The sequence below is a fragment of the Sorangium sp. So ce590 genome, from assembly GCF_051521365.1.
GTDB lineage: Bacteria > Myxococcota_A > Polyangia > Polyangiales > Polyangiaceae > Sorangium.
In genome coordinates, this window is sequence record NZ_CP150346.1 from 10,238,860 (window position 1) to 10,252,408 (window position 13,549).

The 13,549-nt window shown below is 71.4% G+C and carries 11 protein-coding genes; 3 read left to right on the forward strand and 8 right to left on the reverse strand.

The annotated features are described in order from the left end of the window. Nucleotides 1–526: 526 nt before the first annotated feature. On the reverse strand, nucleotides 527–1,423 hold the full coding sequence (locus WMF28_RS38810) for a cupin domain-containing protein (protein ID WP_437598676.1): 897 nt from the start codon (nucleotides 1,421–1,423) through the stop codon (nucleotides 527–529). 108 nt (nucleotides 1,424–1,531) lie between these two features. Between WMF28_RS38810 and WMF28_RS38815 the strand changes: the two genes are divergently transcribed. Beyond that, complete coding sequence (locus tag WMF28_RS38815; protein ID WP_437576220.1) at nucleotides 1,532–2,275, forward strand: SDR family oxidoreductase; 744 nt, start codon at nucleotides 1,532–1,534, stop codon at nucleotides 2,273–2,275. Nucleotides 2,276–2,399: 124 nt separating this feature from the next. On the opposite strand, the gene WMF28_RS38820 is transcribed toward WMF28_RS38815, so the two are convergent. After that, nucleotides 2,400–3,179, reverse strand: coding sequence for a hypothetical protein (locus WMF28_RS38820; RefSeq protein WP_437598678.1), 780 nt, complete (start codon nucleotides 3,177–3,179; stop codon nucleotides 2,400–2,402). 295 nt (nucleotides 3,180–3,474) lie between these two features. Then, nucleotides 3,475–4,860 (reverse strand): sigma-54-dependent transcriptional regulator, encoded by a 1,386-nt coding sequence (locus tag WMF28_RS38825; RefSeq protein ID WP_437598679.1) that lies wholly within the window; start codon nucleotides 4,858–4,860, stop codon nucleotides 3,475–3,477. Nucleotides 4,861–5,115: 255 nt separating this feature from the next. Here WMF28_RS38825 and WMF28_RS38830 point away from each other — a divergent pair, with 255 nt between their 5' ends. Beyond that, complete coding sequence (locus tag WMF28_RS38830; protein ID WP_437598680.1) at nucleotides 5,116–6,564, forward strand: amino acid permease; 1,449 nt, start codon at nucleotides 5,116–5,118, stop codon at nucleotides 6,562–6,564. A 107-nt stretch (nucleotides 6,565–6,671) separates the two neighbouring features. Here the strand turns inward: WMF28_RS38830 and WMF28_RS38835 are convergent, their stop codons facing one another. The 4 genes from WMF28_RS38835 to WMF28_RS38850 form a co-directional block, all read right to left on the reverse strand. Then, nucleotides 6,672–7,133, reverse strand: coding sequence for a macro domain-containing protein (locus WMF28_RS38835; RefSeq protein ID WP_437598681.1), 462 nt, complete (start codon nucleotides 7,131–7,133; stop codon nucleotides 6,672–6,674). Nucleotides 7,134–7,224: 91 nt separating this feature from the next. Further along, complete coding sequence (locus tag WMF28_RS38840) at nucleotides 7,225–8,298, reverse strand: S1 family peptidase (RefSeq protein WP_437598682.1); 1,074 nt, start codon at nucleotides 8,296–8,298, stop codon at nucleotides 7,225–7,227. Between the two features lie 68 nt (nucleotides 8,299–8,366). Continuing rightward, nucleotides 8,367–9,032, reverse strand: coding sequence for a hypothetical protein (locus tag WMF28_RS38845; protein WP_437598683.1), 666 nt, complete (start codon nucleotides 9,030–9,032; stop codon nucleotides 8,367–8,369). Between the two features lie 171 nt (nucleotides 9,033–9,203). After that, entirely contained in the window at nucleotides 9,204–11,525 is a 2,322-nt protein-coding gene (locus WMF28_RS38850) for a membrane dipeptidase (RefSeq protein WP_437598684.1), read from the reverse strand. Between the two features lie 297 nt (nucleotides 11,526–11,822). Between WMF28_RS38850 and WMF28_RS38855 the strand changes: the two genes are divergently transcribed. Next, entirely contained in the window at nucleotides 11,823–12,866 is a 1,044-nt protein-coding gene (locus WMF28_RS38855; RefSeq protein ID WP_437604353.1) for an AraC family transcriptional regulator ligand-binding domain-containing protein, read from the forward strand. Between the two features lie 466 nt (nucleotides 12,867–13,332). On the opposite strand, the gene WMF28_RS38860 is transcribed toward WMF28_RS38855, so the two are convergent. Beyond that, nucleotides 13,333–13,545, reverse strand: coding sequence for a hypothetical protein (locus WMF28_RS38860; RefSeq protein WP_437598685.1), 213 nt, complete (start codon nucleotides 13,543–13,545; stop codon nucleotides 13,333–13,335). Nucleotides 13,546–13,549: the final 4 nt, after the last annotated feature.

Genomic DNA, 13,549 nt, shown 5'->3' on the forward strand with positions numbered 1-13,549 from the left:
CCGCTGCGCCGCCCGTTCCGGGCGTGGAGCCGCCTCCGTCATCTCCGCAGGCACAAAGAAGAAGCCCGAAGAGGGCGATTGTAGCCAAAGATTCCAAGTGCATCGACAGATCTCCTTGACTAACCGCCGGAGCCGCCGTTCGACGTGTCGGGCCCCAGCCCGACGCCCCCGTCTCCGCCCCAGGCCCCGGCTCCGCCCTGGCCTCCGGTTGTCTGCCAGCCCCCGGTTGCGCCCGCGCCGCCTTCTCCGCTCCCACCGTAGTATTCGCTCGGATCCTCGTAGACATCGATGCTGACGTTCAGCTTGCCGTTGAGCCACAGGGCGGCGTCCCCGATACCGAACTGATACTGAGCCCAGGTCGTCGCGCTTCGCGCGGCGCTGTCCAGCGAGCGCCGACGGCGAGGAGCGTCGACCGCGGTCCAGCACGGGGCAGGCCCCGCTCAGGCTGCGGGGGGAGCGCGGATCTGCGTTGCGTGAGCGCGTACCACGTCGGGGTCGGCAACGACGTCTCGCTCGACGCGACGTCCTAGCCCGCGCGCGCGTAGCGACTCGGGGGCTGGCCGACGTGTCGGCTGAACGCGGTGCTGAAGGTGCTCGCCGAGCCGTAGCCGACGCGCTCGGCGACCTCGGCGATCCCGAGATCCTGGCGGCGGAGCAGATCCCTCGCGACGGCCATGCGCCAGGCGAGCAGGTATTCCATCGGCGGCTGGCCCACGGTGCGGGTGAAGCGCTCGAAGAACGTCGAGCGCGAGAGGGCCGCGGTCTTCGCGAGCTCGGCCACCGTCCACGAACGCGCGAGCTGAGCGTGCATCTGCCGTATCGCCGACGCGAGCCGCGGATCGGCCAACCCCCGCAGGAGCCCCGGAGGCGCGTCCTCGGCCGAGGTCGACCGCAGCGCTTCGATGAGCAGCACCTCCACGAGCCGCGTGAGGACGAGGTCGCGACCCGATCTCTGCTCGTTCGATTCGTCGCCTACGAGCCGCACCAGCGCCGAGAGCCGCTCGACGCCGCGCACGTGCAGCAGCGCCGGCAGCAGCGACACGAGCAGCGCCGCGTCAGGCGAGTCGAAGATGAAGTAGCCGCCGAGCAGCCGCACGTCGGGGCGTCCACCGCGCGTGCCGTGGCGGACCTCACCCGTCGGCGCGGGCGCCACCTTCGGGTCGATGCGCTCCGGCCTCACCGGCTCGAAGCCCGACAGGGTGAAGCCCGGCGTCGCCGGCAGGAGCACGAAGTCGCCCGCCTCGAGCGTCAGGGCGCGCTCGCCGTCGACAGCGAGACGACAGCTGCCCTCCACCACGGCGCAGAAGCTCGGCTGGCCGAAGTCCGAGTAGCGAACACCCCAGCGGCCGGCGCCGCTGATGCCCTTCGAGAGCACGGTGCGCGGCTGGAGCAGCGCGATGACCTCCGAGAGAGGGTCGTTCATGTCCGGACTCTAGCAAACGAAATGTGGACTCTCAATTGTAGATAGTCCAGCGCCCCGCGGCTATGTTCCCCCCATGAACGCCGCGCTCGTCGCGGCAAAGGAATGGATATGAAGACCGTGCTCATCACTGGTTGCTCCTCGGGCTATGGCCTCGAGACCGCGCGCCACTTCCACGCGCAGGGCTGGAACGTGGTCGCCACGATGCGAACGCCGCGCGAGGACGTGCTGCCGCGGTCGGACCGGCTGCGCGTGGTGGCGCTCGACGTGACGAAGCCCGCCAGCATTGCGGCCGCGCTCGAGGCGAGCGGGCCCATCGACGTTCTCGTCAACAACGCCGGCATCGGGCTCATGGGCGCCTTCGAGGCCACGCCGATGACCACGGTGCGCGAGGTGTTCGAGACAAACACCCTCGGCGTGATGGCCATGACGCAAGCCGTGCTGCCCGGGTTCCGCGCGCGGAGATCGGGCGTGGTGGTGAACGTGACCTCGAGCGCGACGCTCGCGCCGATGCCGCTCGTCGCCGTGTACACCGCGAGCAAGATGGCCATCGAGGGGTTCAGCGCGTCGCTCGCGTTCGAGCTCGAGGCCTTCGACGTGCGCGTGAAGCTCGTCGAGCCGGGCTACGCCCCGACGACGCGCTTCACGAGCAACGGGGGAGCCCGCATGGAAGGGCTGATTCCCGACGCCTACGCGCCCTTCGCACAGCGTATCTTCGCCTCCTTCGGGCAGCCGGCGCTTGTGACGAGCGAGTCCGACGTGGCCGAAGCGGTGTGGCGCGCCGCGAACGACGCATCGGGGCAGCTCCGGTTCCCGGCCGGGCCCGACGCGGTGGCGCTGGCTCGGGCGAGCTGAGCAACTCGATGGGGCGTTGGCGGCGGCGTGGCGGGAAGGAGATGAGCGGTGTGGCCCGCGTCGCCGTCGCGCGGGGATCGCCGGCAGGCGCACGCCGCGAGCGGTGCGCCTGCCGGGAGGCGGTTCACCTGGGGATGAACACGCAGCACCCGACGACGCAGCTGTAGCCGTCGGAGCACCCGGCGCTGCAGGGCTCCGCGCACGTCGGGTCAGGCTCGCCCTCGCCGCCGCTGCCGTCGGAGCCGCCCTCGCCCGTGCCGCCGTCGGGGTCGCCGCCGCTGCTATCGGAGCCGCCCTCGCCGCTCTCGCCCGTGCCGCCGTCGTGACCGCCGCAGCCCCCCTCGCCGCCGTCGCTGCCGCCCGGGTCGCCGGAGCCGCTGCCGGGGCCGTCATCGCAGTGGCCGGGGCCGATGCCGCCCTCGTTGAAGTCGGCGAGCTTGCCCGACAGCGAGACGGCCTCGTCGGCCGCGGCGCCGCGCTTCACGCCGTACGGAAGCTTGCCGTCAGCATCCTTGTTGGCGGCCATCCACGCCTCGGCGTCGGCGAGCGCCCCGTCGAGGGCAGCGTCGCTCGCGCCGCTCGCCACGTTGAGCCGCGCGGCGATGAGCTGGTGGCCCAGGATCAGGCTGGTGTCGCCCTTCGGGGGCGTCCGGAAGAGCTCGAGCAGCTCCTCCTGGGAGTACTCCACGCCGCCGAGGGTGAGCTTCGACGTCGGCCAGCTCTCCTCGTGGTTCTTCCAGTAGCCCTGGGTGAGCGTGCAGCCGTCGCCCTCGGGCGTGGGCTGACTCACGACCACGTTGGCGCTCCCCTCGGCGAGGCCATCGGTGGCGCCCAGCCCGCAGCCGGCGAGGGCGGCTCCGACCAGCGACAGACAGCCCACAAGCATCATCCTGCCAAGCGTCATGCGTCCTCCTGAAGTTACTCATCAGCGAAGCTCGCCCCTCGCGAGGAGCAAACCACCGACATCGTGCGTGCAGAGCGGCCGGCGTCGGGCCGATCGGGAGGCACCGGCGGCCCCCGATCGACGGGGACCACGACCTCGATCGGATTGAACCAGCGACAGTCGTGACGAGCCGCGCTCTCGGTCCTTCAGTGCCGGCCTGAGCTCGGCGCGGCTCATGTTTTTATTGTCGCCTGCAGATCAAAGCTCGTTCCCGGCCGAGTGAATCTTTCCTTCGTCATCGCACGAGCGACTCAGGTCACTTCAGTCCATACCGATCCATCTTGTTGAGCAGCCCCTGGCGCGACAGCCCGAGCCGCACCGACGCCTGGCTCCTGTTCCCCTGGGTCGCCCGGAGCGCGGCGGCGATCTCCCGCCGCTCCAGCGCCGCGATCTTCTCTTCCAGCGTCGCCCCCTCGGCCGGCTCGTCGCCCGCCGCCGCCGCGGGCGCGCCGCCTCGCCGCGCCGGCGAGAGGTCCTCCTCGAGGATCTCTCCCCTGCCCCCGGCCATCACGAGCGCGCGCTGCATCTCGTGCCGGAGCTCGCGCAGGTTGCCCGGCCAGTCGCAGGCCTCGAGCCGCCGCATCGCGCCGGGCGAGATCGCCGTCACGGGCGAGCGCGGCACGAGCGCGCGCGACACGTTCAGGAAATGCTGCGCGAGCAGCGGCAGGTCCCCCACGCGATCCGCGAGCCGCGGCAAGGCGATCTCGATCCCGCGCACGCGCCAGTAGAGATCGTCGCGAAAGGTCTTGTTCGCGACCATCGACTCCAGCGCCCTGTGGGTGGCCGACACGATGCGGACGTCCACGGTCACCGGGCGCGCCGCGCCGACCGGCAGGATCTCCCCCGTCTCGAGCACCCGCAGGAGCTTCACCTGCAGCGCCGGATCCATGTCGCCGAGCTCGTCGAGGAACAGAGTCCCTCCGTCCGCCTCGACGAACAGGCCGGGAGCGTCCTTGATCGCGCCCGTGAAGGCGCCCTTGCGGTGGCCGAACAGCGTCGACTCCAGCAGGGTCGGCGCGAGCGCGCCGCAGTTGACCGCGATGAACGGCTTGCCCTTCCGCCGGCTCCTCGCGTGCAGGTAATGGGCGAACACCTCCTTGCCCGTCCCGGATTCGCCCGTGATGAGCACCGGCACGTCGGTCGGCGCCGCGCGCTCGCACAGCGTCTTCGCCTCGAGGAACGCCGGCGACTGGCCGAGCAGCGCCGAGGCGTCGCCCTCGCGGGCGGTGAGCGAGCGCTCCAGCTCCGCCACCCGGTCCTCCAGCGCGAGGCGCGCCGCCGCGCGCGCGACCACGGCGAGCAGCACGTCCGGGTCGACGGGCTTGGCCAGGAAGTCATACGCGCCGCGCTCGACGAGCCGCAGGGCGAGCGGGGTCTCGCCCGCGCCGGAGACGACGATCACCTTGGCCGCGGGCCGCTCGGCGAGGATCTTCTCCGCGAGCGCGGCGCCCTCCTCGGGGCGGCCCGACGGCGGCAGCATCAGGTCGAGCACGACGAGGCGCGCGCTCGTGCGGCGGAGCTCCGCGAGGGCCTTCGGGGCGGCCCCAGCCTCGGCGACCGCGTACCCGTCCAGCGAGAGGAGCTCGCGGTAGGCGTCGCGGAAGCCCGGATCGTCGTCGATGAGCAGGACAGTGTCGGTCACGGGTGACCGTACCGCGTCGCCCGGGCGCGGATCCAGGCCTGTCTTGGGCGCGGCCGGCGAGCCGCCGAGCTGCTCAGCCATCGCGCCGTCGAGGGAACGGCGGCTCACCACCCCCTGCGCCCGCGCGATGTCCGTGCCGAGATGATCGCCTCCTTGCGACGCGCCTCTGGCTTGACGTGCCGAGGGCCGGGCCGCAGAGCCAGCACACCGAAGATCATGGGGAGCCGGCTATTCGTCCGCAAACCGATATCGGTCATGAAAAAAGAGCTGGAGGGGGAGCACCGCCTCCGGCGCGCCCTCGGACCGCTGCAGCTCACGAGCCTCGGGATCGGCGCCATCATCGGGACAGGCATCTTCGTACTCACCGGTCAGGCCGCGCACGACAAGGCAGGTCCCTCGCTGATGCTGTCCTTCGTTGTCGCGGGGATGGCCTGCGTGTTCGCGGCCCTCTGTTACGCGGAGTTCGCGGCGATGGTGCCGATCGCGGGCTCGGCCTACACGTACGCGTACGCGACGCTCGGCGAGCTGCCGGCGTGGATCATCGGGTGGGACCTCATCCTCGAGTACGCCGTCGGCGCCGCCGCCGTGGCGCACGGGTGGTCCCACTATTTCCAGGACTTCATCGGGATCTTCGGGGTAGCGCTGCCAAGGGAGCTCAGGAGCGCGCCGTTCGACTACGATCCAGCGCTCGGCGAGATCGTGTCCACGGGGTCGATCCTCGATCTCCCCGCCAGCCTCGTGACGGCCGGGGTCACGATGGTGCTGCTCAAGGGCATCCGCGAGAGCGCGACCTTCAACGCCGTGATCGTCGCGCTCAAGCTCGCGGTCGTGCTCTTCGTCATCGCCGTCGGCGCGTTCCACGTCGACCCGGGCAACTGGCGGCCGTTCGCGCCGTTCGGGTTCGGGGGGCTCAGCTTCTTCGGTCACACGATCTTCGGCGAGATCGGCAAAGGGGGCGAGCCGCTCGGGATGCTCGCCGGCGCCGCGACCATCTTCTTCGCTTACCTCGGGTTCGATGCGGTCTCGACCCACGCCGAGGAGGCGAAGCACCCGCAGCGCGATCTCCCCATCGGCATCGTGGCCTCGCTCATCATCTGCACCGTGCTCTACGTCGCCGTCGCGGCGATCCTGACGGGCATGGTGCCCTACACCGAGCTGAGCATCGACGCGCCGGTCTCCGACGCCTTCGCGCGCGTCGGCCTCCCGTGGGCGCAGTTCATCATCTCTCTCGGGGCGGTCGCGGGGATCACCTCCGTGCTGCTCGTGCTCATGAACAGCCAGCCGCGCGTGCTGCTCGCCATCGCCCGCGACGGGCTCCTGCCCAGGAGATTCTTCGGAGCGGTGCACCCGGTCTTCAAGACGCCGTGGAAGTCCACCCTCGTCACCGGGTTCGTGGTCGCCACCCTCTCGGCGCTCCTCCCGCTGCGGATCCTGGCGGAGCTCGTCAATATCGGGACGCTCCTTGCTTTCCTGTTCGTCTGCGCGGCGGTCCTGGTCATGCGCCGGGCGGCGCCGGACGCGCCGCGCCCGTTCCGGGTGCCGCTCTATCCGCTCACCCCGATCCTCGGGATCGTGATCTGTCTCCTCCTCATGTTCTCGCTGCCCACCGAGAACTGGCTGCGCCTCGCCATCTGGCTCCTCCTCGGGTTCGCGGTCTACTTCGGCTACAGCCGCAAGCACAGCGCGATGACGGCGAGCCAGTGACGCCGCGGCGCGCCGCGCGCTCCCCGGCAGGGCGCGCCCCACGTTCCTCGGTCGATCGCGGCGCGCACCGCGCAGAGGCAAGGATTCGCGAAGCGAGCCGCCTGCGGCTACGCGGTCCGCGCGCGCACGAACTGCTCGAAGACAAGGAGCGTGACGCTCGTGTGGGCGCCGCTCTCCGCGAGGACGCGCTTCACCCGCTGCCCGTCGAGCCCGGCGCTCCCGGCCCCGAGGCGCGGCAGCGCGATCCGGTCGATCCCCGCTTTCGCCGCGAGCTCCACCATCGTCTTCAGGGATCGCGAAAGGGCCGGCAGGGTCGCCTTTTTTGCCTCGCTCTCCTGGATCGCGAGGCAATAGACCGTGTCCATGCCCTCGCTCCACGTGAAGACGTCCCCGAGCGTCGGCCTGCGCTCGGCGCAGCGCTGGGCGTAAGCCTCGAGCATCCGCGGCCACCGCTTCTTGAAGGCGACGGAGACCCCCGCGTCCATGGTCCCCGCGCAGTTGCAACCGTGGGCGTAGGCGCGCACCCCGTCGGTGTGGAGGATGTCGCCCTTGGTGAAGATCGTCGGCACGGAGGGCACACTACCCGATCCGCGGCGGGGCGAGCGGCTCATCGCGATCGGGCCCGAGGCTCACGCCAGGCAGACGCCCGTCCTCGGGGGGTTATCGAGCTCGTCCTGGATGAGGTCGCCGAGCGCCGTGCTCGGGGTGCTCGCGCCAAGGCCGCCCTCCTCGGCGTGCCCTGGATCGTCGCAGGAACATCACGATGGCGCTCGCCATCAAGGCACCTGGCGCTCCGATGCCCCTGCGGTCGAGGGGGCGCCCGGTGCGGCCGACGGCGCATCCGCCCGGCGGGTCGCCGTCGAAGCCCGCCGCCGGCGTGGCGCCTTCGCCCGCGACAGGCACCTCTCCGTCGGCGTTCTCCTCGATCCAGCGGCCGTATGCGGGCACGAGCGTGTAGATCCCGCCGTCTCCGCAGTCGGGGCCGGCGGGCGAGCCGAGCGCGCGGACGCTGATGCCGAGGAGGTGCGGCTCTCCCGCGATCATGAGGCACGCAGGCCCGCCCGAATCCCCAGAGCAGCTGTCCGGCGACCCGGGAGCGCCGGCCGAGAGCTCGGTCGCGTTCCGCTCCTGGAAGGGCGTCTCGCCGACGTACAGCGCGCCGGAGGGCTGGCCAGGCTCGCCCCGGGCGCCGTAGCCGGCGATCACGACCTGTGCGCCCTCGTCCAGCAGGCCGTCCAGCGCCCCGGGCGGGACCAGCGGAACCGGGCTCATCGTCGTCACCGGGGTCTCCAGCAGCAAGAGCGCGATGTCCTCCGCCCGGGCGAGCTTCCTCGCGCCGATCGTGCCAGGCGCCGGGAAGTCCTCGTGTCGGACGACCTTGCGAACACGGAAGATCTGCTCGGGCGACGCGTCGGTCACGTCGAGCGCGCCCGCCGCCACCCGCAGGTTCGCGGACCCGAGCTCGGCGAGGACCTCCCCGGTGACCTCGTCCTGCAGCACGACGCAGTGGGCCGCGGTGACGACACAGCTCGGGGAGATGAGGACGCCCGAGCACTCCTGGACACCCTCGCTGTCCAGCACGGCGACGGCGCCGAAGAGGGCGTCGGGGGTCGCCGGTCTCCCGTCCTTGATCGCGAGAGGCTGCTCCTCCACGGGGTCTCCGGGCAGGGCGTGCGAGCACCCCGCGAACCCGCCGAGGGCCGCGCAGGCGAGAGCGACGAGGCGTGGGCTCATGTCACGCAGGCTCCGGGCTCACGGCGCGCCGGGCTCGAATGCCCGGCGCGCCGCGCCGTCGGGATCGGTTACTGGCACTCCGGGACGTCGGAGCAGGACTGCTTCGACAGGCGGATGCCGTCGACGACCGGCACCCCGGCGAAGAACGCCGAGCACTTCGCGGCCGCCCAGATCCCGATCGTCTTGAACGTGTGGCACGACCAGTTCGCCGAGAAGGAGACGCTCGCGCGACAGCAGTACGTCGACGCCCTCTGGGACGAGTCGCCGGACTCGGAGACCCGCTCGGCGGCCGAGAGCCAGCTCGAGCGCAGCTCCGTGAGCCGGGCGTCGAGGGTCCCCTCCGCGTGCTGCCGCTCCATCTCGAGCAGGACGGGATCGTAGGACTGGAAGTAGAGCTCCATCGCGTCCGACCCGGCCGCGAGCAGGTCTCCGGAGGCGGCCCCCTCCTGGAGGAGCTCGATCAAGGTCTGGACCTGGCTCTGCTGCCGGATCGGCTGCGCCTTGGACCAGGCCTCGGCCCATTCGGCCGAGAGCGTCCCCGAGGCCAGCCGCGCCTCCAGCTCGACGCCGATGTTCTCCACGGTCCGCAGCAACAGGGCCGGCGTGACGGCCGCCGACGCCTCGACCTGCGGCGCGGGCGGGTCGCTCTCCGTCTCCGTGGCGTCACCCGAGCCGCAAGCGGCGGAGAGCGTCGCGATCAGCATGGTCAGGGCAAGTGCGAGCTTCTTCTTCATCTGGATCTCCTGCAACCGGTCGTGGCCTGTCAGGCCGAAACAGCGCTACGACGAGCGTGTAACACGCGCTCGCGAAAGCCCGAGTTCCACTTCGCGACAGGCGATGTACAGAATGCGCCAGGGTGCCGTGGCAACGCAAATGTGCAACCACACTGCGACGAGCTCGGGCGGTCAGCGGCAGAAGAGGAACCTGCAGTTCCCGGAAGCGCACTGGTTGTCCTTTGTGCACGCCGCGCCTCGGCTGCGCTTGTTGACGCACTCGCCCTCGTTGGTGCCCCAGCCACAGAACTGGTTCGCGGCGCAGTGCGCGTCGGAGCGGCAAAGGCACGTCTGGGTGAGATCGCCGCAGCGGTTGCTGGGGCACTCCTCGTTCACCCGGCACCCCTGGCCGATGGTCTTCGAGCCAGGCGTGTAACACCAGCCCGCGCCGGCGATCAGCCCCCCGCAGCGGCCGGACGCGCACTCGCCGTCGCGCGTGCACATCTGATGATCGGCCTTCTTCGGCTCGCAGGCGTTGTCGCCCCCGATGCCAGGCGTCTTCCGCGCGCAGCGGAGGCCGCTGCCGCAATCGGCGTCGTCGTTGCAGACGCAGCGCCCCGGGATCGCGTTGCAGGCGACGGCCGTGCACTGGCCGCTCTCGCACTCCTCATCGAACCGGCAGCTCCCTCCCAGCGCCTGGAACCCCGGGCAGTAGGCCGCGCCGCACTTCCTTGGGTAGGCGAGCTCCCGCTGCTCCGACGTCGCGAAGGGGGCGACGCCGCTCTCGTCGAGATCGGTGGCGGGATCGGCCATCCCGGCCCGCGGCCCCTGCGCGCGCTCCCACATGCGGAGAAAGGACTCGGTCGACGATCTCAGGCCCGTCGTGTCCACGCCCAGGCGATCCAGGTCGGCCACGAGGTCGGGCAGCATCCCCTCGTGAGCCAGGCCCTTCTCGTCGAACTCCGTTCCCAGGGGGCCGGGCCCCTGCGCGCGCTGGTCCCAGGCCTGGCAATCGGCCTCGGCCTGGAACGCCGCCGAGCAGGCGCCGTCCTCGCCGAAGCGCGGCCGGGTCTGCTGGATGAAGCCGTTGAGATCGGCCCCGAAGGCCATGGGGACCTTCAGGCCGAGCCGCCCGTACTCGTAGGCCTGGGCGAAGGAGCGCGAGGAGCCCTGGCAGCTGTTCTCGACCGAGCTGCGGGTGTACTGCCGGGTCTCGTCGTGCGCGGTGCGCAGGCCGAAGATGCCGCCGGTCTGCCGGAGCATCCGGATCACCCGCGCCGGCGTGGACTTCTCCTTCTCCGCCACCGCCGGGCCCATGATCTCCCGGAAGTGACCGTGGGAGATATAGATCGGGTAATAGTCGCGCGCCTGCGCCAGCTGGAACACCCGATCCACGCCCCGCTCCGCCAGGTGCGCGACGTCGATCAGCATTCCCCGGTCCATCATCTCGCCGACGAGCGCATCGCCGAGCGGCGTCAGCCCGCGCATGTTGCGGCAGCTCGCGTCGACATCCATGCCCAGCGTGACCCCCGCGAGGGTGGCGTCGCAGTCGGTGTCGATGAAGCAGTTCTCGGTGTACTGCGCGAACTGGAAGATCGGGTTGTGCAGCGCCGCCCCGCCGAAGGCGTTGTCCATCTGGTGCACCGGCTGGAGCGTCCGGACCCCCAGGGCGTGGTACCTGTCGAGCTGCGCGCGCATCTTCGCCGCGTCGACGTCGCGGCCGAACAGGTGGCTTGCCTCGATGGACAGCACCACGGCCAGCTTGCCCGCCCCGATGATCTGCCGGGCGTGCGCCGGCGAGAGCGCGACGTCCATCCAGCCGGCGTTTCGCGCGACAAGCGCGTGGGTCATCTGGAGCTGGAGGTCGACGTCGACCATCTCGTCGCACGCCCGCGCGCCGTTCTGCGCCGGCAAAATCGAGCAGAGCCAGTCGAAGCTCACCGCCGACATGACGATGAGGCTCAGCCCGCGATCGTGGGCCGCGCGCAGCCAGCTCACATGACCTTGCTGGTGAGCGATGGTGTCCCAGCGCGGCCACCCCTCGGAGAGGTGCTTTCGCTGGAGGTGAAGCCCTGTGTCGCCCTCCGTCCCTTCGGTCTTGCCGATCGCCTCCGAGCCGAGGACGCCGCCGCCCAGCCCGAGCAGCGCCGACAGCGCGCCGCTGCTCGCGAGATCCAGCATCGCCGACTGAGGGCACCGGTCCAGGAGCGCGCTGAGGTCCTGTCGCACGCGGGCGTGATCGCTCCCTGGAATGCCGCCGTCGCAATCCTCCAGGGCGCCGTCGTGCTTGCCGTGCAGCCATCGGCCCCCGAACGCCTCCTCCGACATCATGTGGAAGTGCAGGTCCGCGAACCCGCTCACCGGGGGTGAGCCGAGCGCGGCCGGGGCGGGGACAGGGCTCGACGCGGCGACGCCGGCGGAGAGGCCGCTCCAGACGACAGGACGCCCGAGATCGTCCGTGGGGTCTTGCCCGCTGGCCGGCGGGGTCGTTCCGGAGTCGCACCCGGACGTCATGAGGGCGAAGGCGGCCAGGGCCGCGGTCGCGAAGGGGCGCGCGCCGCGCCCGCGACGCCGGTCGGGCGCCGGGTCGGGTCGAGGCGATCGAGCACGTGTCACGCAATGGTCAAGGAAGGTCATCGGTGGCGCAGCCCGGGGGGTTCGGTTGTGGGTGTCCCAGGCTCTCAGAGCGCCAAGTTAGCTCAGGTATCGCCGGGTCGAGCGCGCGACAGATTTACATTTTGCGACACGCTCTCATAATGCGCCATCGTGCCGGCTCGAGGTTCGGGATCCACGGAGTTCTTGCGGGCCCTGGTGACAGCGGCAGCGCGAGACGGGCTCGAGGCCGAGGACGTTCGGCGCGTGATCGCGCTCCCCAGCGGCTTCCTGGAGAAGCGGGGCGCTCGCGTGTCCATCGCCATGGTCCGCCGCGTGTGGAGCGGGCTCACGGACCCCCGGGCGGCCGGTCCTCTCCTGGGCCTCCGCGCCGCCCGGCAGCTCCCGCTGGGGAGCCTCGACCTCCTCGATTACCTCTCGATGGCCAGCACGACGGGCGCAGAAGCGTTCTCGCACCTGACACGTTATCTGCCGCTGCTCGCGGATGCCGGGCGCGTCTGGACCGAATCCGATGGGCAGAGCTTCCGGTTCCGTCACGATGCGCCCGGCGGCGTCCCCTCGCTGGCGGAGCTGCTGCTCGGGCTGGTCGTCGCGCGTTCCCACGCGCTGTTCGGGCCGGCCCACGCGCCGCGCCGGGTCCAGTTCGCGCACGCTCCCCTCGCCGCGGCCAGCAGGTATGAAGAGGTCCTCGGCGTCCCGGTGCAGTTCGGGGGCCGCTTCGACGAGATCGTCTTCGATCGCGACATCGCCCGGGCGCCGATCGCCAGCCAGGACCCGCAGCTCAGGTGCATCCTTGTTGCGCAGGCGGAGGAAGCGCTCTCTCGCCTTGACGTCTGCGGGAGAGTCGCGCACGATGAAGAGTTTGTCCCTGCCTTCCGGCACGCCCTGGCGCTGGCGCTCGACGCGGGCGACGCCAGCCTGGCGCGCATCGGCGAGAGCTTCGGGATGAGCGCGCGGACGTTGCAGCGCCGGCTGGCCGCGGCGCACGTCAGCCACCGGGAGCTCTTGCAGCAGCTGCGGCTGGAGCGGGCGCGGCAAGCGCTGGGGGCTGCCCAGCTCAAGGCGGTGTCTCATGAGCTCGGCTATTCGAGCCCCAGCGCCTTCCACCGCGCGTTCAAGCGGTGGACGGGGCTGACCCCCGGCGCCGCGGCCGAGGGCGGCGCCTCGCCGCCGGCGGGACGGAGCGGCGGCAAGAGGCAGCGGGGGGCCGGGGAGCCGCCCGCGCCGCCGGCGGGCGCGTGACGGTCGCCGTGGCAGGCCCGACGCGCTGATCCCGCGTCACCGCGGAACGCGCGGGCGCGCGGCGCCTGGCGGGTTTTGTCACCCCCTGGCGCGCTTTGTCGCCTTCGCGGCCCGCCCGAAGGCAGCTAGTCCAGGTCATCACGGGAGACCGCCAGCCGCTCCGCGAGCGCGCCCGGCGGACGACCGCGTCACGTCCGCTCATCTCGGCCGACCAGGCCGTCGGGGTTGATTCAATGACAGCTCGTAGGTCCGTGCTGATACGTCAGCTCATTCAATCACGGGACGCCCTCGTGATTTCCAGTCGCGCAGGGCGCCTCCCACTCCTCTTCTGCCTGGGCATCGTCGCCGCCGCCTGCGAGGGCGGCGCGGACGACCCGAGCGAGCCCATTGGCGATGCGCAGCAAGCGCTCTGCGCAGCCGACGATCTGGGCTGCCAGAACGGCGCCCCGAGCTGGCCGAAGTGGTCTCAGCAGCCCGATCGGCCGGACCCGGTCTTCCAGGAGTTCGAGACCGGCTCGGGCGCCGGGAGCGCGTCGAGCAGCGCCTCCACCGGCAGCGCGTCGAGCAGCGCCTCCACCGGCAGCGCGTCGAGCAGCGCCTCCACCGGCAGCGCGTCGAGCAGCGCCTCCACCGGCGCGAGCGGGGCCGGCGGCGGCTCCGGCGTCGAGTTCAAGGTCAAGGCG